The following is a 23,488-nucleotide window of genomic DNA, read 5'->3' on the forward strand; positions in this document are numbered from 1 at the left end:
ATTGAAAGGAGAATATATATGGAAAACTATAAATTAAAAATACAAAAACTAAGTAGTAAAGCTATAATACCAAACTATGCAAATCCAGGAGATGCAGGACTTGATTTATATTCAATAGATGAAATTGAACTTAGGAAAGGAGAAAGAGCTTTAGTACATACAGGTATAAAAATAGAATTACCTAAAAATACAGAAGCACAAATAAGACCAAGAAGTGGTTTAGCATTAAAAAATGGTATAACACTTGTAAATTCTCCAGGAACTATAGATGAAGGATATAGAGGAGAAATAGGTGTCATTGTAATAAATCATGGTGATGAACTTTTTAAAATAGAAGAAGGAATGAAAATAGCTCAAATGGTTATAAAACCTGTATTTAAGGTGGAAGTAGAAGAAGTAGAAAATCTTTCAGAAAGTGAAAGAGGAGAAAATGGTTTTGGTTCATCTGGGCTAAAAGAAAATAAATAATATGAAAAAACAATATTTATACATAATAAATTATCCTGAATATGAAAAATCCTTATGTAATTTAGAAATAAAATCTTTATTTAATATATTACCACAGGAAAAGTGTTTTGTATCTGATGTTTCTATTGAAGTTTCACGAAGTACATATGTTAAGGAAGGTATTAAGATAATTTATGAAGAGGATAATATTCTTGATATTATAAATGATATAAAAAGAGATAAGTTATCTTATGATTTATTTAAAATAGTATATGTAAAATCTCATAAACCTAATGTGCCTTATAAGAAAAGAATGGAACTAATTAAAGAGATGGGTATAGCTATTAATGGAAATGCTGATATTCATGAACCTGAGATAGTTTTAGCTTTAACAAGGTTTAATAATAAATGGATTTTTGGAGAATACATAAAAAATAATTTTTTATGGCATGTTCATGATGATAAGCCTAATTCTTATTCTAATTCCTTAAGTACAAGAGTTGCAAGAGCTGTTGTAAATATTGCTGTAGGTAATGATTTATCTAAAAGTTTAATAGATCCATGTTGTGGTGTTGGAACAGTTATTTTAGAAGCATTATCTATGGGGATTAATGCCTGTGGCAGTGATATTAATAAGCAGATAGTTTCAAGGGCTAGAGATAATTTAAGCTTTTTTGGATATAATAGAGAAATTATAAGTTTTAAAGATATTAATGATATAAAACAAACTTATGATACATGCATAATTGATATTCCTTATGGACTTTTTACAAAAACAACATATGAAGCACAAAAAAATATTATTTATTCAGCTAGAAGGATATCTAAAAAAGTAATATTTATAACTTTTGAAAATATGAGTAGTTTAATTAAGTCTGCAGGATTTGTAATTAAAGATAGAGGTTCTGTAAATAAAGGCAAATTTAAAAGATATATTGAAATATGCAATTAGCTTAAAATATGATATAATAAAGTGTCTGATTTCAAAGATGAAAATTTCTAAGAAAAAAGATAAAAAATATAAAAATCGTTCTGAAGTAACCAGGAATTACCTAATTAATAAGGCGATAAAGTATAAAAAAGAATTTATGCTATCCTTGCGCCTTTTTTGCGTAAGGATTTTTTAATTTATTTTAAAGGAGAATATTTATGGAAACAAGAATAGCATTAATTGGAATAATAGTTGAGGATATGAATTCAACTGAAAAATTAAATGAAGTTTTACATGAATATTCAAAATACTTAGTTGGAAGAATGGGAATACCATATAGGGAAAAGAATGTAAGTATTATTAGTATTGTTATAGATGCAAGTAATAATGTAATTAGTTCACTTTCTGGAAAGCTTGGAATGATTAAAGGGATAAATGTAAAGACTATATATTCTAAACAATCAAAATAACAAGAAAGAAGGAAATGTATGATGTATAATCCAAAATCAAAGGTGGCTACAGAATTTATTAGTCATGAGGAAATTTTAGATTCACTTGAATTTGCAAAAAATAACAAAAATAACAAGCAGCTAATTGAAAGTATACTTGAAAAAGCTAAAAATCTTAAAGGAATATCTCACAGAGAGGCATTGCTTCTTTTAGATTGTGAAGATGAAGAATTAAACAAAAAAATATATGACTTAGCTATAAAGATAAAAGAAGAATTTTATGGTAATAGAATTGTTATGTTTGCACCTCTTTATCTTTCAAATTACTGTGTAAATGGATGTGTTTATTGTCCATATCATCATAAAAATAAACATATTAGAAGAAAAAAATTATCACAAGAAGAAATTAGAAAAGAAGTAATAGCACTTCAAGATATGGGGCACAAAAGGCTTGCACTTGAAACAGGAGAAGATCCTGTAAATAATCCAATAGAATATGTACTTGAAAGTATAAAAACAATATACAGCATACATCATAAAAATGGTGCTATAAGAAGAGTTAATGTAAATATTGCAGCTACAACTGTTGAAAATTATAGAAAATTAAAAGAAGCTGGAATAGGAACATATATATTATTTCAAGAAACTTATAACAAGGAAAACTATGAAAAACTTCACCCAACTGGTCCAAAACATGACTATGCTTATCATACAGAAGCTATGGATAGAGCAATGGAAGGTGGAATTGATGATGTGGGAATAGGAGTTTTATTTGGACTTGAAACATATAAATATGATTTTACAGGGCTTTTAATGCATGCAGAACATTTAGAGGCAGCATGTGGAGTTGGTCCTCATACAATTAGTGTTCCAAGAATACGTCCTGCAGATGATGTAGATCCTACTGATTATAAAAATGCTGTATCTGATGAGATATTTGCAAAAATTGTAGCTGTACTTAGAATAGCAGTTCCTTATACTGGAATAATAATTTCTACAAGAGAATCACAAAAAACAAGAGAAAAAGTTTTACATCTTGGAGTATCACAAATTAGCGGAGCTTCATCTACAAGTGTAGGTGGTTATGCAGAAAAGGAATCAGAAGAAGATAATTCAGCTCAATTTGATGTAAATGATAATAGAACTTTAGATGAAGTTGTACATTGGCTTTTAGATTTGGGATATATTCCAAGTTTTTGTACAGCATGTTATAGGGAAGGAAGAACTGGAGATAGATTTATGTCCCTTGTAAAAGCTGGACAAATTAAAAACTGTTGTCTTCCAAATGCTTTAATGACATTAAAAGAATATTTAGAAGATTATGCATCTTCTTCAACTAAGGAAGTAGGAGAAGAAATGATTAAAAAGCAAATTGAAAATATTCCAAATGAAAAAGTAAAAAAACTAGTTATAGAACATCTAAAAGATGAAAATAATGGAAAGAGAGATTTTAGATTCTAATTTATTTGACAATATATTTTTTTGGTGTTATTCTAAACAAAAGATAACCTTTAATTTGGTACAGAGATATCAATAAGGAAGATATATTATAAATATGTGAATTTAATTACATGGGATTTTTATGCCTTCCTTTAGAAATTTTAGGAAGGCATTTTTTATGCATATTAAAAAGGAGTGATTTTATGGAAAATAAACACTTAATAGATCCAATGGATTTTTCTACTGAAGAATTAGATTCTATTTTTGATTTAGCAGATAAAATTATAGAAAATCCAAAAAAATATTCAAAGGTTTGTGATGGAAAAATTCTTGGAACACTTTTTTATGAGCCAAGCACTAGAACAAGATTTAGCTTTGAAGCTGCAATGATGAGACTTGGAGGTAAGGTCCTTGGATTTTCAGAACCAAATTCAAGTTCAGCATCTAAAGGTGAAACATTAGCTGATACTATAAAAATGGTATCTATATATACAGATATTATAGCTATGAGGCATCCAAGGGAAGGTGCAGCAAGAGTTGCAAGTAAATACTCAAGTGTACCAATAGTAAATGCTGGAGATGGAGGTCATCAACATCCTACTCAAACACTTGCAGATCTTTTAACTATAAGACGTGAAAAGAAAAGTTTAAATGGACATATAATAGGTCTTTGTGGTGATCTTAAATATGGAAGAACAGTACATTCACTTATAAAAGCTATGACAAGATATAAAGATGTACAATTTGTACTTATTTCTCCAAAAGAACTTGGAATTCCTGAATACATAAAAAAAGAATTTATTGAAAAGAATAATATAAAATATAAAGAAGTAGATAGAATAGAAGATGTTATTTCTGAACTTGATATTCTTTATATGACAAGAATCCAAAAGGAAAGATTTTTTAATGAAGAAGAATATCTAAGATTAAAAGATAGTTATGTATTAAATGCTGAAAAAATGAAGCTTGCAAAGGATGATATGATAGTAATGCATCCTCTTCCAAGAGTAAATGAAATATCAATGGATGTAGATAATGATAAAAGGGCATGCTATTTTAAGGAAGCAGAAAATGGTATGTATGTAAGAATGGCACTTATGGCAAAACTTTTGGGGGTGGTATAAAATGCTTGAAATAACTAGTTTAAAAAATGGACTTGTAATTGATCATATTGAAGCAGGTGCAGGGGTTAAAATATTTAAATATCTTAATTTAGATAAAAATAATGAAAGAGCAGCCCTTATTATAAATGCTGAAAGTAAACAATATGGCAGAAAAGATATAATAAAATTTGAAAAAGAAGATACAAGTGATGTTGATTATACTATTTTAGCACTTATGTCTCCAAGAATAACTATAGATGAAGTTAAGGATGGAAAAATAGTTAACAAAGTAAAACCACAACTTCCAGAAAAGGTTGAAAATATATTAATATGTAAAAATCCAAGATGTATTACAATAGATGAAAAATATGTTCCTCATTCATTTATATTAATGGATAGAGAGAAAGGAACTTATAGATGTGAATATTGTGATACTATAACAAGACTTGCTGATAATTAATTTAATGCATGTGCAAAAGCACATGCATTTTTTAGTATTAAACTCCAATTGTTGCATAAATTATTGCTTTAATTGAATGCATACGATTTTCAGCTTCATCAAAAACAACAGATTGTTTTCCTTCAAAAACTTCATTTGTTACTTCAAGTTCTGAAAGTCCAAATTTTTCATGTATATTTTGAGCTACCTTTGTACCTAAATCATGGTATGATGGAAGGCAATGCATAAATATTGCATCAGGTTTTGCATTATCCATAGCAGCTTTATTTATTTGGTATGGTTTTAAAAGATTTATTCTACTTTTCCAAACTTCATCTGGTTCTCCCATTGATACCCAAACATCTGTATATAATACATCTGCATTTTTAGTTCCTTCATTAACATCTTCAGTTAATCTTATAGTACAGTTATTTTCTTTTGCTATTTCTTTGCAAGTATTTACTAAATCTTCTGCAGGGAAAAGTTCTTTAGGAGCACATGCTGTAAAATTTATTCCCATTTTTGCACAAGCAACCATAAGAGAATTACCCATGTTGTTTCTTGCATCACCCATATAAGTAAAGTTGACACCTTTTAAATGTCCTAATTTTTCTTCTATAGTTAAAAGATCAGCAATCATTTGAGTAGGGTGGAATTCATCAGTAAGACCATTCCATACTGGAACACCTGAATATTTAGCTAAGTCTTCAACTGTTTTTTGACTAAAGCCTCTATATTCTATGCCATCATACATTCTTCCAAGAACTCTTGCAGTATCAGCTATACTTTCTTTTTTACCTACTTGAGATCCAGCAGAATCTAAGTATGTTACACCCATTCCTAAATCATGCCCTGCAACTTCAAAAGAACATCTTGTTCTTGTTGATGTTTTTTCAAATAATAATACTATATTTTTTCCTTTTAATTTATCATGAGCTATGCCTGCTCTTTTTAAATTTTTTAAATCCTTTGCCAAATCAATTAAATATCTAATTTCGGCTGGAGTAAAATCTAATAGTTTTAAAAAACTTCTTCCTCTTAAATTAATCCCCATTATTGTCCTCCTTATTTATTAAATGTAATTTTTACTTTGTATTATAATTATACATTATTATTGCAGAAATGTAAATTGATTATGCATTAAAATGAATAAATATGCAAAAACTGCATACTATTGTTATAATAAGGTAATTAGTATATAATATATGTTTATTACCATAAAAGGATATGATTGTAATGAAAGATGATATAAGTGTTATGATTAATGATGTACTATTGAACTGCAGAGTATGCGCAATAATAAAATATAAGGATAAATACCTTATGCATAAAAATATTAATGATGATTTTTGGATATGTGTAGGTGGCAGAATAAAGACTCTTGAAAATTCTAAAGATGCTCTTATAAGAGAATGTAAAGAAGAACTTGGAGTTGATCTTAAAAACATAAAATTCATAACTCTCATAGAAAATTTCTTTACATATGATAATAGAAAATTTCATGAATATAATTTTGTATATTATGGTGAAGCAGATTTTGAAAATGATAATGAATTTACAGGTCTTGATAATGATATGATATATAAATTCTTTACATTAGAAGAACTTAATAAACTAAATATAAAGCCAGAAGTTTTTAAAGGCAAATTTGATAGATTACAAGAAATAGATGCTATAACTAGTGAAAGTCAGGATTTATAGTAGAGGTGATATATATGAATATTAAGGAGGGCTTTGAAACATCTATTACATTTCCTAAAAAGAAGAATACTGCTTTAGAATTTGAAGATATAATAAAAAAACATAGCAAGGAAATTATTGAAGGGTATAATGTGAATATAGTAGATGATGAGATATATATTACTGAAAGAGTTTTTAATTTGCTATTTGTAAAGGAATAAATAATATGAATGTTGAATAACTCCAAAAGATAAGATGAAGAATCATCACTTTTATAAAAGTCTTGGATATGAGATAATAGGAGAAATGACAGAAGAACATGGAGTTCATTTGTCCATATTTTATAAAAAAATTTAATGAGGTGTAATAATAAATGATACTAATAAAAAACGGAAGAGTAATAGACCCTAAAAATAAAATTGATGAAGTTTTAGACATTGTAATTAAAGATGACAAAATAATTAAAATTGGAAAAGTTAACAAGGAAGATGAATTTGAAAAAGTAATAAATGCCACTAATATGATTGTAGCACCAGGACTTATAGATGTTCATGTTCATTTTAGAGATCCAGGTTTTACATATAAGGAAGATATTTTTACAGGTTCAGAATCTGCTGCTAAAGGAGGATTTACATCTGTTGTATGTATGGCTAATACAAATCCTATAGTAGATAATGAAGAAACTTTAAAATATATTTTAGATAAGGCTAAGGAAACTAAAATAAATATATATCAAGCTGCTGCTATTTCAAAGGAATTTAAGGGAAAAGAACTTGTAGATATGAAAAAGCTAAAAGAACTTGGGGCAGTAGGATTTACTGATGATGGTATTCCACTTAGGGATGGAAAAATAGTTTTAGAAGCTATGGAAATGGCAAAAGAACTTGATGTGCCTTTAAGTTTTCATGAAGAAGATCCAAGCCTTATGGGAAGACCAGGAGTAAATGATGGAGAAATATCTAAAAAACTTGGATTTAAAGGAGCTACAAGGTGTGCTGAGGATGCCCTTGTTGCGAGAGATTGTATGATTGCGTTAAATACAGGTGCAAAGGTAAGTATTCAGCATATAAGTTCTGGAAATTCAGTAGAAATGATAAGATTTATAAAATCTCTTGGAGCAAAAGTTTATGCAGAAGCTACTCCACATCATTTTTCTTTAACAGAAGAGGCTGTTTTAAAACATGGAACATTAGCAAAAATGAATCCTCCTCTTAGAACATTAGAAGATCAAAAAAAGATTATAGAAGGATTAAAAGATAATACAATAGAAATTATTGCAACTGATCATGCACCTCATTCTAAAGAAGAAAAAGAGAGAGAACTTTTAAAAGCTCCAAGTGGAATAATTGGTCTTGAAACTTCCCTTCCTTTAGGTGTTACAAATCTAGTTAAAAAAGGTCACTTATCTATGATGGAACTTTTAGAAAAAATGACTATAAACCCTGCTAAGCTTTATAATCTTGATGCAGGTTCATTAGAAGAAGGGAAAAAAGCTGATATAGTTATATTTGATGATAATAATGAATTTACAGTAACAAATGATTTTGCATCTAAAGCACAAAATACACCATTTGTAGGAGCTAAGCTTTATGGAAAAGTTAAAGTTACTATAGCAAATGGTAAAATTGCATATGAAGAATAAAGCTTATTTATTGAAATTTATGTAATTGACAATTATATATTTTAATGATATTCTAATCTAAATGAAGTCCTTTAATTTGATGCAGTGACGTCAGTAAGGAAGAAAGTTAGATTATTATAGGTTAATTGCGCCTTCCTTACATATTAAGGAAGGCTTTTTATTTATTAGTTAGGAGGTTCTTTTAATGAGTTCAATAATGGATAAACTTTATAAGAGAGTAGAAGAAAGAGGAGTTGTATGTGTAGGTCTTGATACTGCACTTGATTATATTCCAGCTTTCATAAAAGAAGGTAAATCAGATGAGGATGCTATATTTGAATTTAATAAGGCAATTATAGATGAAACAGAAGATGTAGCAGCATGCTTTAAGGTACAAATAGCATATTATGAGGCCCTTGGAATAGCAGGTCTTATGGCTTATAAGAGAACTTTACAATATTTAAGAGAAAAAGATGCAATAATAATTGCAGATATAAAAAGAGGAGATATTGCAGCCACAGCAAAGCAATATGCAAAAGCTCACTTTGAAGGAGATTTTGAGGCAGATTTTATTACTCTTAGCCCTTATATGGGAATGGATAGTATAGAACCATATATGCCATATATCGAAAGTGGTAAAAAAGGAATATTCAGTCTTGTAAGAACATCAAATAAAGGTGCAGAAGATATAGAATATTTAGATACTATAGATAATAGTAAGGTATATAAAGTAGTTGGTGATAAGCTTATGGAAATGGGCAAAGACTTAGTTGCAGATTGCGGTTATCACCCACTTGGAGGAGTAATAGGATGTACTCATGCAGAAGAAGGAAAAGAACTTAGAGAAAGATTTAATAAAATGTTTTTCTTAATACCAGGTTATGGTGCACAAGGTGGAAAAGCAGAAACAGTAGCAATGTATTTAAATAATGGAAACGGTGGAGTAGTTAATTCATCAAGAGGAATTTTACTTGCATATAAAAAAGCAGAAAGGCCTGAAGAAGATTTTGCAAAATGTGCAAGAGAAGAAGCAATAAGAATGAGAGATGAAATTAAAGCAGCAGTATTAAACAAATAGGAGGCATTTTAATGAACTATAAAAAGTCTAAAGTACTTTATAATGAAAAAGTAGTAGATAATATATATAAAATGGTATGTGAAGATACTAATGAAATAAAACCAGGACAATTTTACATGCTTAAATTAAATGGTCAAACTCTTCTTCCAAGACCAATTAGTATTTGCGAAAAAGAAGATAACAAAATAACTTTTCTTTATGCTGTAGTTGGAAAAGGTACAGAAGAATTTTCAAAGCTTAATGAGGGAGATTATATAAACCTAACAGGCCCTCTTGGAAATGGATTTGATTTAAGTAAGGATTTAGGAAAAGTTGCAATAGTAACTGGTGGAATAGGAACTGCACCAATGGTTGAAGTTTCAAAAAGACTTAGAGAAAAATATAAAGATGCAGTTATAGATGTTTATGCAGGCTTTAGAGATGAAATATACTTAAAAGAAGAACTTTTAAAATATGCAGATTCAGTTAATGTAACAACTAATACAGGAAAATATGGTCATAAGGGATTTGTTACAGATATATTAAAGCCAGAAGAATATGACACAGTTTTATGTTGTGGTCCTGAAATAATGATGAAAAAAGTTATTGAAATGTGCAAAGAAAAGAATGTAAAGATATATGTTTCTATGGAGAAACATATGGCATGTGGAGTAGGTGCTTGCCTTGTATGTACATGCAAAACAAAAGATGGAAATAAGAGAACATGTAAAGATGGTCCAGTATTTGATGGATATTATGTCGAACTTTAATAAGGCGGAGGTGATTTTAATGTTAAAAGTAAATATAAATGGAGTGGAATTTAAAAATCCAGTTATAGCAGCCTCTGGAACCTTTGGTTTCGGATCTGAATACAATGAATTTTATGATACTGGAATTTTAGGAGGAATATCTTCAAAGGGGTTAACAATAAAACCTAAAGCTGGAAATGATGGACTTAGAGTTTTTGAAACACCTTCTGGTATGATGAATTCGGTAGGTCTTAATAATCCAGGAGTTGATAAATTTATTGAAGTTGAACTTCCAAAGATGGAAGCACTAAATACTAATATTTTAGCAAATGTAGGTGGTGGCTGTTATGAAGATTATGCAGAAGCTATTGAAAAGCTAAATGATACAAACGTTGATATAATAGAACTTAACATATCATGCCCTAATGTAAAATGTGGAGGAATGGCATACGGAATTAAAGCTGATGTTGCTCACGATTTTGTTAAGGAAATCAAAAAAATATGTAAAAAGCCTTTAATGGTCAAACTATCACCTAATGCAGAAAACATAGTTGATATGGCTTTAAAATGTCAGGAAGCAGGTGCTGATTCTTTATCACTTATAAATACCCTTAGTGGCATGGCAATAGATATTTACAAAAGAAAGCCTGTTTTTAACAATGTGTATGCAGGTCTTTCAGGTCCAGCGGTAAAGCCAGTAGCACTTAGAATGGTAAATCAAGTATCAAAGGCAGTAAGTATTCCAGTTATAGGTCTTGGAGGTATTTCATCAGGTAAAGATGCTATTGAATTTATGATGGCTGGTGCTAGTGCTGTTCAATTTGGTACAGTTAATTTCGCAAATCCAATGGCAGGAAAGGAAATTATAGAAGAAATGGAAGCCTTCTGCAAGGATCAAGGAATTAAAGATATTAATGAAATTGTAGGAATTGTTTAAAAATTAGGAGGATTTAATATGCAACAATATAAAAAAGATTTTATTGAATTTATGATTGAAAGTAATGTTTTAACTTTTGGAGATTTTGTAACAAAGAGTGGTAGAAAGACTCCTTTCTTTGTAAATACAGGTAACTATAAAACAGGAAGCCAGCTTAAAAAACTAGGTGAATTTTATGCAGCTGCTATAAAAGAAAATTTTAATGAAGATTTTAACATAGTATTTGGTCCAGCATATAAAGGTATTCCATTAAGTGTAACAGTTACTATGGCTCTTGCAGATAAGTATGGAATAGATGTAAGCTATTGTTCAAACAGAAAAGAAGTTAAGGATCATGGTGATACAGGAATACTTCTTGGAAGTAAAATAAAGGATGGAGATAAAATTCTTATAACAGAAGATGTTACAACATCAGGAAAATCAATATATGAAACTATGCCAATAATAAAAAGTCAAGGGAATGCAGATGTAGTTGGACTTGTAATATCAGTAAACAGAATGGAAAAAGGACAAGGAGAAAAATCTGCATTAGTAGAGCTTCAAGAAAAGTATGGATTTAAAGCTTGTGCAATAGTTACAATGGAAGAAGTTATTGACTATTTATATAATAAAGAAATAAATGGTAAAGTAATAATTAATGATGAAATAAAAGCAAGAATTGATGACTACTATAAAATATATGGCGCAAAATAATTTATAATTAATATTGTGAGAATTTAGCTTTGAAAATAATATTTCAAGGCTAAATTTTTTTGATAAAAAATGTTGCAAAAATTAATTAAATTAATATAATATCAAGTTATAATTTGATAATTTTATATATATTAAGTTAAAAAAACAAATAAAAAGCTATTTTCTATTTATAAAGATAAAGGGGATCTTTAAAAAATAAAGTGCAATAGATATTTTACTTAAAAAAATTAACTTTTTTACAAGAAATATTTACATTAATAAAAAAATAGTGTATATTTAAGAAAAAAATAAATAAAGAAACGGAGCGTGTGGTATGGATAATACAGTGAATTTAAATACTAATGCCAAGGGCATGTATGATCCACAATTTGAGCATGATAACTGTGGAATTGGTGCTATAGTAAATATTAAAGGTGCAAAGACGCACGAAACTGTAGCAAACGCATTAAAAATCGTTGAAAATTTAGAGCATAGAGCTGGCAAAGATGCCGAGGGTAAGACAGGAGACGGAGTTGGAATACTATTACAGATATCTCATAACTTTTTCTCAAAAGTTGTTAAACCACTCGGCATCTTTTTAGGTTCAGAAAGAGATTATGGAATAGGAATGTTCTTCTTCCCTCAAGATGAACTTAAAAGAAACCAAGCAAAAAAGATGTTTGAAATAATAGTAGAAAAAGAAGGATTAGAATTTTTAGGTTGGAGAGAAGTTCCAACTCATCCAGATGTATTAGGTAAAAAAGCAATAGATTGTATGCCTAACATAATGCAAGGTTTTATAAAGAGACCTAAAGATGTAAAGCAAGGTTTAGATTTTGATAGAAAATTATATGTTGCACGTAGAGTTTTTGAACAAAGTAATGATAATACATATGTTGTTTCACTATCTAGTCGTACAATTGTATATAAAGGAATGTTTTTAGTTGGGCAACTTAGATTGTTCTTTGAAGATCTTCAAGATGAAGATTATGAATCAGCAATAGCTATGGTTCACTCACGTTTCTCAACTAATACAAATCCTAGCTGGGAAAGAGCTCATCCAAATAGATTTATGGTTCATAATGGTGAAATTAATACAATTAGAGGTAATGCTGATAAAATGCTTGCTCGTGAAGAAAACATGTCATCAGTTTACTTGAAAAATGAAATGCATAAACTTATACCAGTAGTTGATCCTAATGGTTCAGATTCTGCAAGACTTGATAATACATTAGAATTCTTAGTTATGAGCGGTATGGAATTACCACTTGCAGTTATGATTACTATACCAGAACCATGGGAAAAAGATACTAACATAAGTAAGGCTAAGAGAGATTTTTATCAATACTATGCAACAATGATGGAACCATGGGATGGTCCTGCATCAATATTATTTAGTGATGGAGATATTATGGGAGCAATCTTAGACCGTAATGGACTTAGACCATCAAGATATTACATAACAGATGATGATACATTAATACTTTCATCAGAAGTTGGAGTACTTGATATAGATCCTGCTAAAATTGTTAAAAAGGATAGATTAAGACCAGGAAAAATGTTATTAGTTGATACTGTTAAAGGAAGACTAATAGACGATGAAGAAATTAAGGAAACTTATGCTAATAGACAGCCTTATGGTGAATGGCTTGACAGCAATTTAATAGAATTAAAAGATTTACCAATACCTAATAAGAAGGCAGAAGAATATACAGATGAAGAAAGAGCAAGATTATTAAAGGCATTTGGTTATTCTTATGAAGATTATAAGGATGCAATACTTCCAATGGCTAAAAATGGAGGAGAAGCAATTGCAGCTATGGGTATTGATACTCCACTTGCAGTACTTTCTAAAAAGCATCAGCCTTTATTTAATTACTTTAAGCAATTATTTGCTCAAGTTACAAATCCACCAATAGATGCTATTCGTGAAGAAATAGTTACATCTACTTCTGTTTATATTGGTGAAGATGGTAACTTGTTAGAGGAAAAAGCAGAAAACTGTAGAATGCTTAAGGTTCATAATCCAATACTTACAGATACTGACTTATTAAAAATTAAGTCAATGAATGTTGAAGGATTTAAAGTAAAGGAAATTCCTATAATTTACTATAAGAGTACATCACTTGAAAAGGCAATTGATCATGTATTCTTAGAAGTTGATAGAGCTAATGCTGATGGAGCAAATATAATAATATTAACTGATAGAGGAGTAGATGAAAACCATGTAGCAATACCATCACTTCTTGCAGTTTCAGCACTTCAACAACATCTTGTTAAAACTAAGAAAAGAACTTCAATGGCTTTAATTCTTGAAAGTGGTGAACCAAGAGATGTACATCATTTTGCTACATTGCTTGGATACGGTGCATGTGCTATTAACCCATATTTAGCACAAGAAACTATTAAAAAATTAATTGATGATAGATTACTTGATAAAGATTATTATGCAGCAGTTAATGATTATAATAAAGCAATACTTAGTGGTATAGTTAAAATAGCATCTAAGATGGGTATTTCAACTATCCAATCATATCAAGGATCACAAATATTTGAAGCAATTGGTATTAATCATGATGTAATTGATAAATACTTTACAAATACAGTAAGCAGAGTAGAAGGTATAAGCCTTAAGGATATAGCTAAGGGTGTAGATGAACTTCATTCACAAGCTTTTGATCCATTAGGTCTTAGAACAGACTTAAACCTTGAAAGTGTTGGAGCTCATAAAGAAAGAAGTGGTAAAGAAGAACATTTATATAATCCACAAACTATACATCTTCTTCAAAGATCTACTCAAACTGGAAATTATGAATTATTTAAGGAATATACAAAATTAATAAATAGTGAAACAAGCACTATGAATTTAAGAGGTTTACTTGACTTTAAGTATCCTAAGAAAGGTATTCCAATAGAACAAGTTGAAAGTGTTGATTCAATAGTTAAGAGATTTAAAACTGGAGCTATGTCATATGGATCAATTTCTAAGGAAGCTCATGAAACATTAGCAATAGCAATGAATACAATTCATGGTAAATCAAACAGTGGTGAAGGTGGAGAAGATCTTGAAAGATTATCAATAGGTAAAGATGGTCTTAACAGATGTTCTGCTATTAAGCAAATTGCATCAGGAAGATTTGGAGTTACATCTAAATATTTAACTAGTGCGCAAGAAATTCAAATAAAGATGGCACAAGGTGCAAAACCAGGAGAAGGTGGACATTTACCTGCTAAGAAGGTATATCCATGGATAGCAAAAACTAGACATTCAACTCCAGGTGTTTCATTAATTTCACCACCACCACATCATGATATATATTCAATAGAAGATTTAGCACAATTAATATATGATTGTAAAAATGCTAACAAGGATGCAAGAATATCAGTAAAACTTGTATCTGAATCAGGAGTAGGTACAGTTGCAGCAGGTGTTGCAAAAGCTGGTGCTCAAGTAATACTAGTATCAGGATATGATGGAGGTACAGGAGCAGCTCCAAGAAACTCTATTCATAATGCTGGACTTCCTTGGGAACTTGGAATAGCAGAAACTCATCAAACATTAATTCAAAATAACTTAAGAGATAGAGTTATTATTGAAACTGATGGTAAACTTATGAGTGGTAGAGATGTATTAGTAGCAGCACTTCTTGGTGCAGAAGAATTTGGTTTTGCTACAGCACCACTTGTTACAATGGGATGTGTAATGATGAGAGTTTGTAACTTAGATACATGCCCAGTTGGTATAGCTACTCAAAATCCAGAACTTAGAAAGAGATTTAGAGGTAAGCCAGAATATGTAATTAACTTTATGAAGTTTATTGCACAAGAACTTAGAGAATACATGGCTAAACTTGGAATTAAGACTGTTGATGAATTAGTTGGTAGAACTGATCTTTTAGTTCAAAAGACTGATGTACCAGTAGAAAGAGCTAAGAAGGTAGACTTATCAAGATTATTAAATGATCCTTATACAGGTTCTAAATATGCAGTTAAATATAATTCTAAAAATGTATTTGATTTTGAACTTGAAAAAACTGCAGATGAAAAAATACTTCTTAAAGAATTTAAGGATGCTCTTAAAAACAAACAAAAGAAAACAATTGAAGTTAATGTTAATAGCTTAAATCGTACATTTGGTACAATATTTGGAGCTGAAATAACTAAGAAATACTATAATACACTTGATGATGATACATTTAGAGTAATATGTCATGGTAGTGGAGGACAAAGTTTTGGAGCATTTATTCCTAAGGGATTAACTCTTGAACTTGTTGGAGATAGTAATGATTATTTTGGTAAGGGATTATCAGGCGGTAAGCTTATTGTATATCCTCAAAAAGAAGTTAAATTTAAACATGAAGATAATATTATAATAGGTAATGTTGCATTATATGGTGCTACAAGTGGTAAAGTATTTATAAACGGTGTAGCTGGTGAAAGATTCTGTGTAAGAAACTCTGGAGCAACAGCTGTTGTTGAAGGTGTTGGAGAACACGGATGTGAATATATGACTGGTGGAGTTGCTGTAATATTAGGTACTACTGGTAAGAACTTTGCAGCTGGTATGAGTGGTGGAATTGCTTATGTTTTAGATGAAGACAGAGACTTATATATGAAACTTAATAAAGAACTTGTTGGATTTGAAACTGTAACTTCAAAATATGATGTTATGCAATTAAAAGAAATTATAGAAGAACATGTTGCTTGCACTGGTTCTGAAAAAGGTAAGAAGATACTTGATAACTTTAGTGAATACTTACCAAAATTCAAGAAGGTAATACCACATGATTACAAGCGTATGATACTTGCTACAGTTCAAATGGAAGAAAAAGGACTTAGCTCAGAACAAGCACAAATAGAAGCTTTTTATGCTAACACAAGAAAATAAGGGAGGATATTTAAAATGGGAAAACCAACCGGATTTTTAGAATATGATCGTGAAACTAGTAAGGCTGTAAAACCAGAAATTAGAATAATTAATTATAATGAATTTCATACACCACTTCCAAAAGAAAAGCAACAACTTCAAGCAGCTCGTTGTATGGATTGTGGAGTTCCATTTTGCCAAGCAGGAATTATGATAGGAGGAGCAGCATCAGGCTGTCCTCTACATAATCTAATTCCTGAATGGAATGACTTAATATTTGCAGGAAATTTAAAAGAAGCTTATAAGCGTCTTAAAAAGACAAATAATTTTCCTGAATTTACATCAAGAGTATGTCCTGCTCTTTGTGAAAAAGCATGTACTTGTAATTTAAATGGAGAAGCTGTATCAACAAAAGAAAATGAATATGAAATAATAGAAAATGCATATGAAAATGGATATGTTAAGCCAGAACCTCCAAAAGTTAGAACTGGTAAAAAAGTTGCTATAGTAGGATCAGGACCTTCAGGACTTGCAGCAGCAGATCAGCTTAACAGACGTGGTCATAGTGTAACTGTATTTGAAAGAGAAGATAGAATTGGTGGACTTTTAATGTATGGTATACCAAATATGAAACTTGAAAAGCAGTATATTGATAGAAAAGTTAAGATAATGGAAGAAGAAGGAGTTAAATTTTCTACAAATACAGATATAGGAACTTCATATAAAGCATCAAAACTTATGAAAGATTTTGATTGTGTTGTACTTGCATGTGGAGCTTCTAATCCAAGAGATATTAAAGCACCTGGAAGAGATGCTAAGGGAATACATTTTGCTGTTGATTTTTTAAAGTCTACAACAAAAAGTCTTTTAAATTCTGGTCTTGAAGATGGAAATTATATTTCTGCAAAGGGAAAGAATGTAATGGTAATTGGTGGTGGAGATACAGGTAATGACTGTGTTGGTACATCAATGAGACATGGTGCTAAATCTATTATTCAATTAGAAATGATGCCAAAACCACCAGAAGAAAGAGCAGAAAACAATCCATGGCCAGAATGGCCTAGAATCTTAAAAACAGATTATGGCCAGGAAGAAGCTATTGCAGTATTTGGTAAAGATCCAAGAGTATATCAAACTACTGTAAAAGAATTTATAAAAGACGACAAGGGAAATCTTTGTAAAGCTAAGCTTGTTAAACTTGATGCTAAAAAAGATGAAAAAACTGGAAGACTTAAAATGGTAGAAATTCCAGGATCAGAATATGAAATAGATGTTGACTTAGTTTTAATAGCTGCTGGATTCTTAGGAAGTCAAAGTTATGTAACAAAAGCATTTAATGTAGATGTTAATGAAAGAACTAATGTAAAAACTGCTCCTGGAAAATACGAAACTTCAGTAGAAAATGTATTTGCAGCTGGTGATATGCATAGAGGTCAATCTTTAGTTGTTTGGGCAATAAGAGAAGGTAGAGAAGTTGCAAGAGCTGTAGATGAAAAACTTATGGGATATTCAAATTTAGATTAATTTAAGTTATTTAAAAAAAGGCTGTATTAAAAAACAGCCTTTTTTTAACTAATTCTAAAGTTTTCATTATTATTAATTAAATAGTCAGATTCTTTATTTAAGAAATAAAGAAGCTAAAGAAAAAGCAGAAGCAGAGCAATTAGATATGGAAGTTTATATATAGAAAATATATTTGATGATAAAAAATATAATTTAATATTTACTAAGGAATGTGGTGAGTATATTATTCCTTCTCGTTTTTTGCAAAGATTAAAAAGAAGGTGTAATTACTATAATATTAATAAAAATATTAGATGGCATGATTTACGACATACTAATGCAACATTATTAATAAAACAAGGTGTAAATATGAAGATAATTCAAGAAAGATTAGGGCATGCTCAATTTAGTACAACTGCAGATATTTATTCACATGTCACACAAGATATGAATAGAGATGCTACACAAAAACTTATTGAAATATTAAAATAAAAATTTTTGTGGGCAAAATGTGGGCAAAAGCAAAAATGATTTTTGCAAACCCTTGAAAAATAAAGGTGCGAGATAAGCCGTAAGCGGGGTCATGTATTAAGCAATCATCTATCTAGACCTATTGTTACCAATAGGTTCAAGCGACACACCCGGAGACAGAGCGGGCAACTCCTTAAACGTCTCCCTATTCGGTCTTGCTTCAGGTGGGGTTTACATAGCCGTGAAGTCGCCATCACGCTGGTGAGCTCTTACCTCGCCTTTCCATCCTTACCTAAAAAATAGGCGGTATATTTCTGTTGCACTATCCTTCAAGTCGCCTTGACTGGACGTTATCCAGCACCCTGCCCTGTGAAGCCCCGACTTTCCTCCCCTAGTTCAAAGACTAGCAGCGATTGCATGTCTTACTCGCAAAGATTATGATAACATATTTAAATATGTTTTACAATAATTTTTTTGCTATTTTCATGTATGAAATTCTATTGAAAGTAAATTTATATCTAAAAATATGCTTTTTGTTAAATAAATAAAAAATTATATTTTTTTGTTGTAATATATAATCATAGTAAGCGATAATTCAAATGAGATACTAATATTCTTGTACAAATATTAGTACTAAAAAAGGAGCTTATATAAATCTAGTGGTTGATTTATATAAGTTCCTTTTTTGTATTTTAATTTGTAGGAAATAATACATGTAAAATATTTACAAAAAGTTTTTAATATATTAAAATATATTTTGTAATAAGATAAAAATGAGGTGGCAAAAAGGTGGAGTTTCAGAATATAATGAGAGAAATATATTCAGGGTTAATAGGAGATTATTACAGGGATAGAGCATATCTTTTAAAAAACAAAGAAACTTATAAAAGCAATAAATTTTATTCACAAATTGAACCTAAAATTAATGAGTTATTAAAAAATATGGAACCTGTAAAAAAGAAAGTAATAAGAGAAGAAACAAAAGAAGAAAAAATTAAAAAAATTAATTCACTGTATGATGGTGCTATAAAATATTTTGATGAAAAAATATTTGAGAAAGCAAAAAAACAAATGGAATATATATTTAGCAAGTATAAGGAATTTTTTATTTTTGATAATAAATGTATAAAACTTAGTTTTGCAGATACAATAGAAATGTGGCTTTATATTGCTTATTACAAACCTTCTAGGGAAGTATATTTAACAGAAGTTGATAATAGTGATTTTTATAGAGTTTATGGAAAGATATTATTTGAATTAGAAAATTATAATGAAGCTATTAAAGCATTTAAATTGTCATTAAAATGGGATCCAGTAAATGTAGATGCTTTAATAAACATTAGTGAAGTTTATTATCAGTTAAAAGAGGAAGATGCTTTTTTAAAACATATAAAGTTAGCTTTAGAGTTTGCAACTTGTAAAGAAGATTTAGCTATATGTTATAAATATTTAGGAAATTATTATTTAGAAAAAGATCAATATGAATTATCTATATCCTTGTATTCTTTAAGTAATTCAATTGTATCTAATAGGAGCAAGGAAGAAGATCAAAAACTGCAAGATAGAATGAAATTCTTACAAAGAATTATTGGTAATAAATATAAAGGTAAAACTCAAAGTGAATTAGCTTTATTATTAAAAAATAATAAAATAAATTGTGGTCCAAGTAAAATAGTTGTTAATACCTTAAAAAATTTAATTAAGCAATCAGCTGTTAATGATGCACCTGAAATAGAAGAATATTGTACTGATAAATTAATTAGACTATTGTCATATTAAAATATATAATAATATTTTAATTTAAATATACAAATAATATTTTAAAATAATTAAAAATGTGTTAAAATATCACTGAATTATTATTTAATAAATATTCATGTTGCCAGTTGATTTTATATTAAATAAAGATTGTACATTATGGGGGTTACTATCTTTAAAAAATATGCCTAGTGGCTTTTATAGCCACTTGGCATATTTTTTATTTTAGTTTAAATTCTTTTATTGTTTTTTAAGTTTATTTGATTTTTTAATAAGTTTGTGACTAATTTCGATATTATTTTTAGAATATTTAGCATTGTCGAAAGATATGCTTTATATTAATTATTTTGCTATAATAATAATGAATTTATAAAAATGGTGATAAAAATGAAAATAGCATTAGCACAATTGGATATTAAATGGGAAGATAAAAATTTTAACATAATAAAATGTGAAAAATTCATAAAAGAAGCTTCATATAAGGGATGTAGTATTATTATTTTTCCAGAAATGACTCTTACAGGGTTTTCTATGAATACAAGTATCATAGGGGAGGATATAGATGGATTTACAGTAACATGTTTTAAAAAATTTGCTAAAGAAAATAAAATTGCAGTTTGCTTTGGTTATGTAAAAAATAATAACAGGAAAGCATTAAATGAGATGATTATTGTGGATAAAAATGGTTTGGTTGTTAGTAAATATGATAAAATTCATCCTTTTTCTTATGGTGAAGAAAGCAAATATTATGAAGGTGGCAAAAGCATATCTACATGTAACATAGATGAATTTAATATTGGAAGCTTTATTTGTTATGATTTAAGATTTCCAGAAGTTTTTCAAGCTAGTTCAAAAATTAATGAAATTATTTTTTTAATTGCTAATTGGCCTAAAGAAAGAATAGAAGCTTTTAATATACTTTTAAGAGCAAGGGCTATAGAAAATCAATGTTATATAGCTGCTGTAAATAGAGTAGGAGAATCAGATGGCTTAAATTACAATGGTTATTCACAAGTTGTAGATCCTCTTGGTAATGTTCTAATAAGTGAAAATAAATGTGAAAAACTCATTATGTGTGATATATTAAAAGAAAAGGTATTTAATGTAAGAAAAAAATTTTCTTTAAAAGAAGATAGAAGAGAAGAAATTTATAAAGAATTTTATTAAAATTTGGGAGGATATGTTATGGGTATCAATATGGGGAGTAGAATAGCACTTAATCAAATTGTTCAAAATGGTGAATTAATAATTAATTATAAAACAAATACAACAAAAAATTCATCAGTTGATTATTGTTTAATTGGGGTAGACTATAATAATAAGTTGGTAGCTGATGATTATTTTGTATTTTATAATAATGAATTTTCAAGAGAACAAGCATTTCAAAAGAAACATGATGAAAACGTTTTTGGATTAGATTTTAATATTTTACCTAAGAATATTTCTAAAATTGTTCTTACTGCAACATCATCTTCTATAATGGAAGATATAAATTCAATTGAAATGCAGTTATATAATAGTAATAATTATTATATTGATTCTCATTTTATTAACGGAAACAATCATATAGGTGTTAAGACAATAGTTATTGGAGAAATTAACAATATAAATGGTCAGTGGTTTATAGATTTTATAGATGCTAATTTTTTAGGTGGTATGAAGGAAATAGTAGAATTTTTTGCAGGAGAGGTAGAAGGACAAGAAAACAATACACATGCTCCTATGCAAAATCAAAATAATAGTGCAAATAATAATATAAAAAGTGAAAAAACTAATACAGTTTTAAATATGCAAAAGCAACAAAGAATAGAAAAGCTTGTACTTGAAAAGGCACCCCAATTATTAAATATGACTAAAACTGCAGCATTAGTATTAGAAAAGAAAAAAATAGCAGATATTCCTGCAAGAGTTGCTGTGGTCTTAGATTATTCTGGATCTATGAGTAGTATGTATAGAACGGGTTTAGTACAATCAGTATTAAATAGAATGCTTCCTATAGCTATGCAACTTGATGATAATGGAGAAATGGAAGTTTGGCTTTTTAATACGAAGGCTATAAGGTTAAAAGATATAAATCTTGATAACATAAATAATTATATAACTAATGAAAATATTTTAAAAAAGTATTCTTTAGGTGGTACATGCTATTCTCCTGTAATGAAAGATGTTGTTTCAAAATATACAAAAGAAGAACCATCTCCATATCCAGCTCTTGTTTTGTTTATAACTGATGGGGATAATTTTGATTCAGACAAGAGGGCAACTACTAAAATTATTAATAAATCAGCTACTATGCCTATTTTTTGGCAGTTTGTAGGAATTGGTAGTGGAAATTTTAGCTATCTTGAAGGTTTAGATGAAATGGATGGAAGATTTATAGATAATGCTAATTTCTTTTCAGTTAATGATATTGATAAAATATCAGACGAAGAACTTTATGATAGGTTATTAAATGAATTTCCTAGCTGGATTAGAGAAGCAAGAATAAAGAAAATTATAAGATAATTGGAATTTTGAGGGTTGCTATATAAAGCAACCCTCTTATAAATTAATGTATTATTTTTCAACACATCCATCATATTTTACTGCAAATGATTCATTTTCTTTTTGAGCAATATGTCCTGAAGAATATGGTTTCCCATTTACAGTTATGTATACATTTGAAACTCCAAAGTTATAACCAAGAGAGTTTACAACAGATTGTAAAATACTAGCTTCTATGCTAGCACCATAGCCTAATGTATTTACAAAAGTATCTCCAAAATTAACAGTAATTAAATCTTTATCTTTTTCAAGTTTTGCAGATTTTACAACTACATTGTCAGGAAGTCCTGAATAGCATTGATTATCTAATGCACCTTTGTAAGCATCAATTATTGCATTTGTTAAAGCACCATCTGTTACTTTGATTTTTTTGTTTTGGTAAATTATTTTATCAGATTCTATATCATAATAAAAAATTCTAACATCTTTTTCTGTAACGGATGAATTATTTTCTGATGAATTATCTTCTTTTTTTGAAGTATCATTATTTAAAGTGGTATCTTTTTTTTCATCTTTTGTGTCTTTTGATGAATCATCACTTTTGGTGCTATCCTTTGAAGTAGATTCAGATGATGGTGATGATTGCGTAGATTTTGAAGAACTATTAGAACATGCTATAAAATTTTGACACATTAAGGCTGAAAGTATTAAAAATATAACCTTTTTTCTCATAATTATCTCCTCACTTTTATTGTTAAAAAGTAAATTTTATCTGTTTCAAATGTAATTATATCAAAAAATATATTTATATAGAATAATAATATGTCTGTCTCTTATACACATCTGACGCTGCCGACGACCGTTGCGTAGTGTAGATCTC

Annotated in this window: 21 protein-coding genes and 1 other RNA gene; 19 read left to right on the forward strand and 3 right to left on the reverse strand. The window is 29.0% G+C overall.

The genetic code is table 11. The annotated features are described in order from the left end of the window. The first annotated feature begins 18 nt into the window (after nucleotides 1-18). The 6 genes from dut to ACTNAO_RS08980 all read left to right on the forward strand — a co-directional run bounded on the left by dut (nucleotide 19) and on the right by ACTNAO_RS08980 (nucleotide 4,830). A complete protein-coding gene (dut, locus tag ACTNAO_RS08955) occupies nucleotides 19-468 on the forward strand; it encodes a dUTP diphosphatase (protein WP_441026433.1) in 450 nt (149 codons plus the stop codon). Between the two features lies 1 nt (nucleotide 469). Beyond that, a complete protein-coding gene (locus tag ACTNAO_RS08960; RefSeq protein WP_441026431.1) occupies nucleotides 470-1,399 on the forward strand; it encodes a TRM11 family SAM-dependent methyltransferase in 930 nt (309 codons plus the stop codon). Nucleotides 1,400-1,596: 197 nt separating this feature from the next. Next, the gene (locus ACTNAO_RS08965; RefSeq protein WP_441026429.1) at nucleotides 1,597-1,848 is read left to right on the forward strand and encodes a TM1266 family iron-only hydrogenase system putative regulator; all 252 of its coding nucleotides are present in this window, start codon (nucleotides 1,597-1,599) and stop codon (nucleotides 1,846-1,848) included. Nucleotides 1,849-1,869: 21 nt separating this feature from the next. After that, a complete protein-coding gene (gene hydG / locus ACTNAO_RS08970) occupies nucleotides 1,870-3,288 on the forward strand; it encodes a [FeFe] hydrogenase H-cluster radical SAM maturase HydG (RefSeq protein WP_441026464.1) in 1,419 nt (472 codons plus the stop codon). 182 nt (nucleotides 3,289-3,470) lie between these two features. Next, nucleotides 3,471-4,391, forward strand: a complete 921-nt coding sequence (gene pyrB, locus ACTNAO_RS08975; protein WP_441026427.1) for an aspartate carbamoyltransferase — start codon at nucleotides 3,471-3,473, stop codon at nucleotides 4,389-4,391. A 1-nt stretch (nucleotide 4,392) separates the two neighbouring features. Next, the gene (locus tag ACTNAO_RS08980) at nucleotides 4,393-4,830 is read left to right on the forward strand and encodes an aspartate carbamoyltransferase regulatory subunit (protein ID WP_441026425.1); all 438 of its coding nucleotides are present in this window, start codon (nucleotides 4,393-4,395) and stop codon (nucleotides 4,828-4,830) included. A 37-nt stretch (nucleotides 4,831-4,867) separates the two neighbouring features. On the opposite strand, the gene argF is transcribed toward ACTNAO_RS08980, so the two are convergent. Then, on the reverse strand, nucleotides 4,868-5,863 hold the full coding sequence (argF, locus tag ACTNAO_RS08985; RefSeq protein WP_441026424.1) for an ornithine carbamoyltransferase: 996 nt from the start codon (nucleotides 5,861-5,863) through the stop codon (nucleotides 4,868-4,870). Nucleotides 5,864-6,045: 182 nt separating this feature from the next. Between argF and ACTNAO_RS08990 the strand changes: the two genes are divergently transcribed. The 10 genes from ACTNAO_RS08990 to ACTNAO_RS09035 all read left to right on the forward strand — a co-directional run bounded on the left by ACTNAO_RS08990 (nucleotide 6,046) and on the right by ACTNAO_RS09035 (nucleotide 18,387). Then, nucleotides 6,046-6,510, forward strand: coding sequence for an NUDIX hydrolase (locus tag ACTNAO_RS08990; protein WP_441026422.1), 465 nt, complete (start codon nucleotides 6,046-6,048; stop codon nucleotides 6,508-6,510). Between the two features lie 14 nt (nucleotides 6,511-6,524). Next, a complete protein-coding gene (locus ACTNAO_RS08995; RefSeq protein ID WP_441026420.1) occupies nucleotides 6,525-6,710 on the forward strand; it encodes a hypothetical protein in 186 nt (61 codons plus the stop codon). 152 nt (nucleotides 6,711-6,862) lie between these two features. Further along, nucleotides 6,863-8,131, forward strand: coding sequence for a dihydroorotase (locus ACTNAO_RS09000; protein ID WP_441026418.1), 1,269 nt, complete (start codon nucleotides 6,863-6,865; stop codon nucleotides 8,129-8,131). Between the two features lie 184 nt (nucleotides 8,132-8,315). Continuing rightward, the gene (pyrF, locus tag ACTNAO_RS09005) at nucleotides 8,316-9,188 is read left to right on the forward strand and encodes an orotidine-5'-phosphate decarboxylase (protein WP_441026416.1); all 873 of its coding nucleotides are present in this window, start codon (nucleotides 8,316-8,318) and stop codon (nucleotides 9,186-9,188) included. Between the two features lie 5 nt (nucleotides 9,189-9,193). Continuing rightward, entirely contained in the window at nucleotides 9,194-9,937 is a 744-nt protein-coding gene (locus ACTNAO_RS09010) for a dihydroorotate dehydrogenase electron transfer subunit (protein ID WP_441026462.1), read from the forward strand. Between the two features lie 19 nt (nucleotides 9,938-9,956). After that, nucleotides 9,957-10,853 carry a dihydroorotate dehydrogenase gene (locus tag ACTNAO_RS09015; RefSeq protein ID WP_441026414.1) on the forward strand — a complete coding sequence of 299 codons (897 nt, stop codon included), beginning with the start codon at nucleotides 9,957-9,959 and terminating at the stop codon, nucleotides 10,851-10,853. 18 nt (nucleotides 10,854-10,871) lie between these two features. Beyond that, complete coding sequence (pyrE, locus tag ACTNAO_RS09020) at nucleotides 10,872-11,546, forward strand: orotate phosphoribosyltransferase (RefSeq protein ID WP_441026412.1); 675 nt, start codon at nucleotides 10,872-10,874, stop codon at nucleotides 11,544-11,546. A gap of 313 nt (nucleotides 11,547-11,859) precedes the next feature. Beyond that, nucleotides 11,860-16,413 (forward strand): glutamate synthase large subunit, encoded by a 4,554-nt coding sequence (gene gltB, locus ACTNAO_RS09025; RefSeq protein WP_441026410.1) that lies wholly within the window; start codon nucleotides 11,860-11,862, stop codon nucleotides 16,411-16,413. A gap of 15 nt (nucleotides 16,414-16,428) precedes the next feature. Further along, nucleotides 16,429-17,916, forward strand: coding sequence for a glutamate synthase subunit beta (locus ACTNAO_RS09030; RefSeq protein ID WP_441026409.1), 1,488 nt, complete (start codon nucleotides 16,429-16,431; stop codon nucleotides 17,914-17,916). Between the two features lie 168 nt (nucleotides 17,917-18,084). Next, nucleotides 18,085-18,387 (forward strand): tyrosine-type recombinase/integrase, encoded by a 303-nt coding sequence (locus ACTNAO_RS09035; RefSeq protein WP_441048068.1) that lies wholly within the window; start codon nucleotides 18,085-18,087, stop codon nucleotides 18,385-18,387. A 64-nt stretch (nucleotides 18,388-18,451) separates the two neighbouring features. On the opposite strand, the gene rnpB is transcribed toward ACTNAO_RS09035, so the two are convergent. After that, nucleotides 18,452-18,795, reverse strand: an RNA gene (gene rnpB / locus ACTNAO_RS09040) — RNase P RNA component class A. A 360-nt stretch (nucleotides 18,796-19,155) separates the two neighbouring features. Here rnpB and ACTNAO_RS09045 point away from each other — a divergent pair. The 3 genes from ACTNAO_RS09045 to ACTNAO_RS09055 all read left to right on the forward strand — a co-directional run bounded on the left by ACTNAO_RS09045 (nucleotide 19,156) and on the right by ACTNAO_RS09055 (nucleotide 22,629). After that, a complete protein-coding gene (locus ACTNAO_RS09045; RefSeq protein ID WP_441026407.1) occupies nucleotides 19,156-20,145 on the forward strand; it encodes a tetratricopeptide repeat protein in 990 nt (329 codons plus the stop codon). A 366-nt stretch (nucleotides 20,146-20,511) separates the two neighbouring features. Beyond that, on the forward strand, nucleotides 20,512-21,291 hold the full coding sequence (locus tag ACTNAO_RS09050) for a carbon-nitrogen family hydrolase (RefSeq protein ID WP_441026405.1): 780 nt from the start codon (nucleotides 20,512-20,514) through the stop codon (nucleotides 21,289-21,291). A gap of 18 nt (nucleotides 21,292-21,309) precedes the next feature. Then, a complete protein-coding gene (locus ACTNAO_RS09055) occupies nucleotides 21,310-22,629 on the forward strand; it encodes a vWA domain-containing protein (protein ID WP_441026403.1) in 1,320 nt (439 codons plus the stop codon). Between the two features lie 51 nt (nucleotides 22,630-22,680). Here the strand turns inward: ACTNAO_RS09055 and ACTNAO_RS09060 are convergent, their stop codons facing one another. Continuing rightward, nucleotides 22,681-23,340, reverse strand: coding sequence for a GerMN domain-containing protein (locus tag ACTNAO_RS09060; RefSeq protein ID WP_441026401.1), 660 nt, complete (start codon nucleotides 23,338-23,340; stop codon nucleotides 22,681-22,683). Between the last annotated feature and the right edge of the window lie 148 nt (nucleotides 23,341-23,488).

It is taken from the genome of Clostridium sp. HCP1S3_C6 (assembly GCF_052066735.1).
Classification (GTDB): domain Bacteria; phylum Bacillota; class Clostridia; order Clostridiales; family Clostridiaceae; genus Clostridium.

What these genes read in the sequence shown, in the direction of transcription:
- dut (WP_441026433.1), top strand. Translation starts at nt 19, where the DNA reads ATGGAAAACTATAAATTAAAAATACAAAAACTAAGTAGTAAAGCTATA.
- ACTNAO_RS08960 (WP_441026431.1), top strand. Translation starts at nt 470, where the DNA reads ATGAAAAAACAATATTTATACATAATAAATTATCCTGAATATGAAAAA.
- ACTNAO_RS08965 (WP_441026429.1), top strand. Translation starts at nt 1,597, where the DNA reads ATGGAAACAAGAATAGCATTAATTGGAATAATAGTTGAGGATATGAAT.
- hydG (WP_441026464.1), top strand. Translation starts at nt 1,870, where the DNA reads ATGTATAATCCAAAATCAAAGGTGGCTACAGAATTTATTAGTCATGAG.
- pyrB (WP_441026427.1), top strand. Translation starts at nt 3,471, where the DNA reads ATGGAAAATAAACACTTAATAGATCCAATGGATTTTTCTACTGAAGAA.
- ACTNAO_RS08980 (WP_441026425.1), top strand. Translation starts at nt 4,393, where the DNA reads ATGCTTGAAATAACTAGTTTAAAAAATGGACTTGTAATTGATCATATT.
- argF (WP_441026424.1), bottom strand. Translation starts at nt 5,863, where the DNA reads ATGGGGATTAATTTAAGAGGAAGAAGTTTTTTAAAACTATTAGATTTT.
- ACTNAO_RS08990 (WP_441026422.1), top strand. Translation starts at nt 6,046, where the DNA reads ATGAAAGATGATATAAGTGTTATGATTAATGATGTACTATTGAACTGC.
- ACTNAO_RS08995 (WP_441026420.1), top strand. Translation starts at nt 6,525, where the DNA reads ATGAATATTAAGGAGGGCTTTGAAACATCTATTACATTTCCTAAAAAG.
- ACTNAO_RS09000 (WP_441026418.1), top strand. Translation starts at nt 6,863, where the DNA reads ATGATACTAATAAAAAACGGAAGAGTAATAGACCCTAAAAATAAAATT.
- pyrF (WP_441026416.1), top strand. Translation starts at nt 8,316, where the DNA reads ATGAGTTCAATAATGGATAAACTTTATAAGAGAGTAGAAGAAAGAGGA.
- ACTNAO_RS09015 (WP_441026414.1), top strand. Translation starts at nt 9,957, where the DNA reads ATGTTAAAAGTAAATATAAATGGAGTGGAATTTAAAAATCCAGTTATA.
- pyrE (WP_441026412.1), top strand. Translation starts at nt 10,872, where the DNA reads ATGCAACAATATAAAAAAGATTTTATTGAATTTATGATTGAAAGTAAT.
- gltB (WP_441026410.1), top strand. Translation starts at nt 11,860, where the DNA reads ATGGATAATACAGTGAATTTAAATACTAATGCCAAGGGCATGTATGAT.
- ACTNAO_RS09030 (WP_441026409.1), top strand. Translation starts at nt 16,429, where the DNA reads ATGGGAAAACCAACCGGATTTTTAGAATATGATCGTGAAACTAGTAAG.
- ACTNAO_RS09050 (WP_441026405.1), top strand. Translation starts at nt 20,512, where the DNA reads ATGAAAATAGCATTAGCACAATTGGATATTAAATGGGAAGATAAAAAT.
- ACTNAO_RS09055 (WP_441026403.1), top strand. Translation starts at nt 21,310, where the DNA reads ATGGGTATCAATATGGGGAGTAGAATAGCACTTAATCAAATTGTTCAA.
- ACTNAO_RS09060 (WP_441026401.1), bottom strand. Translation starts at nt 23,340, where the DNA reads ATGAGAAAAAAGGTTATATTTTTAATACTTTCAGCCTTAATGTGTCAA.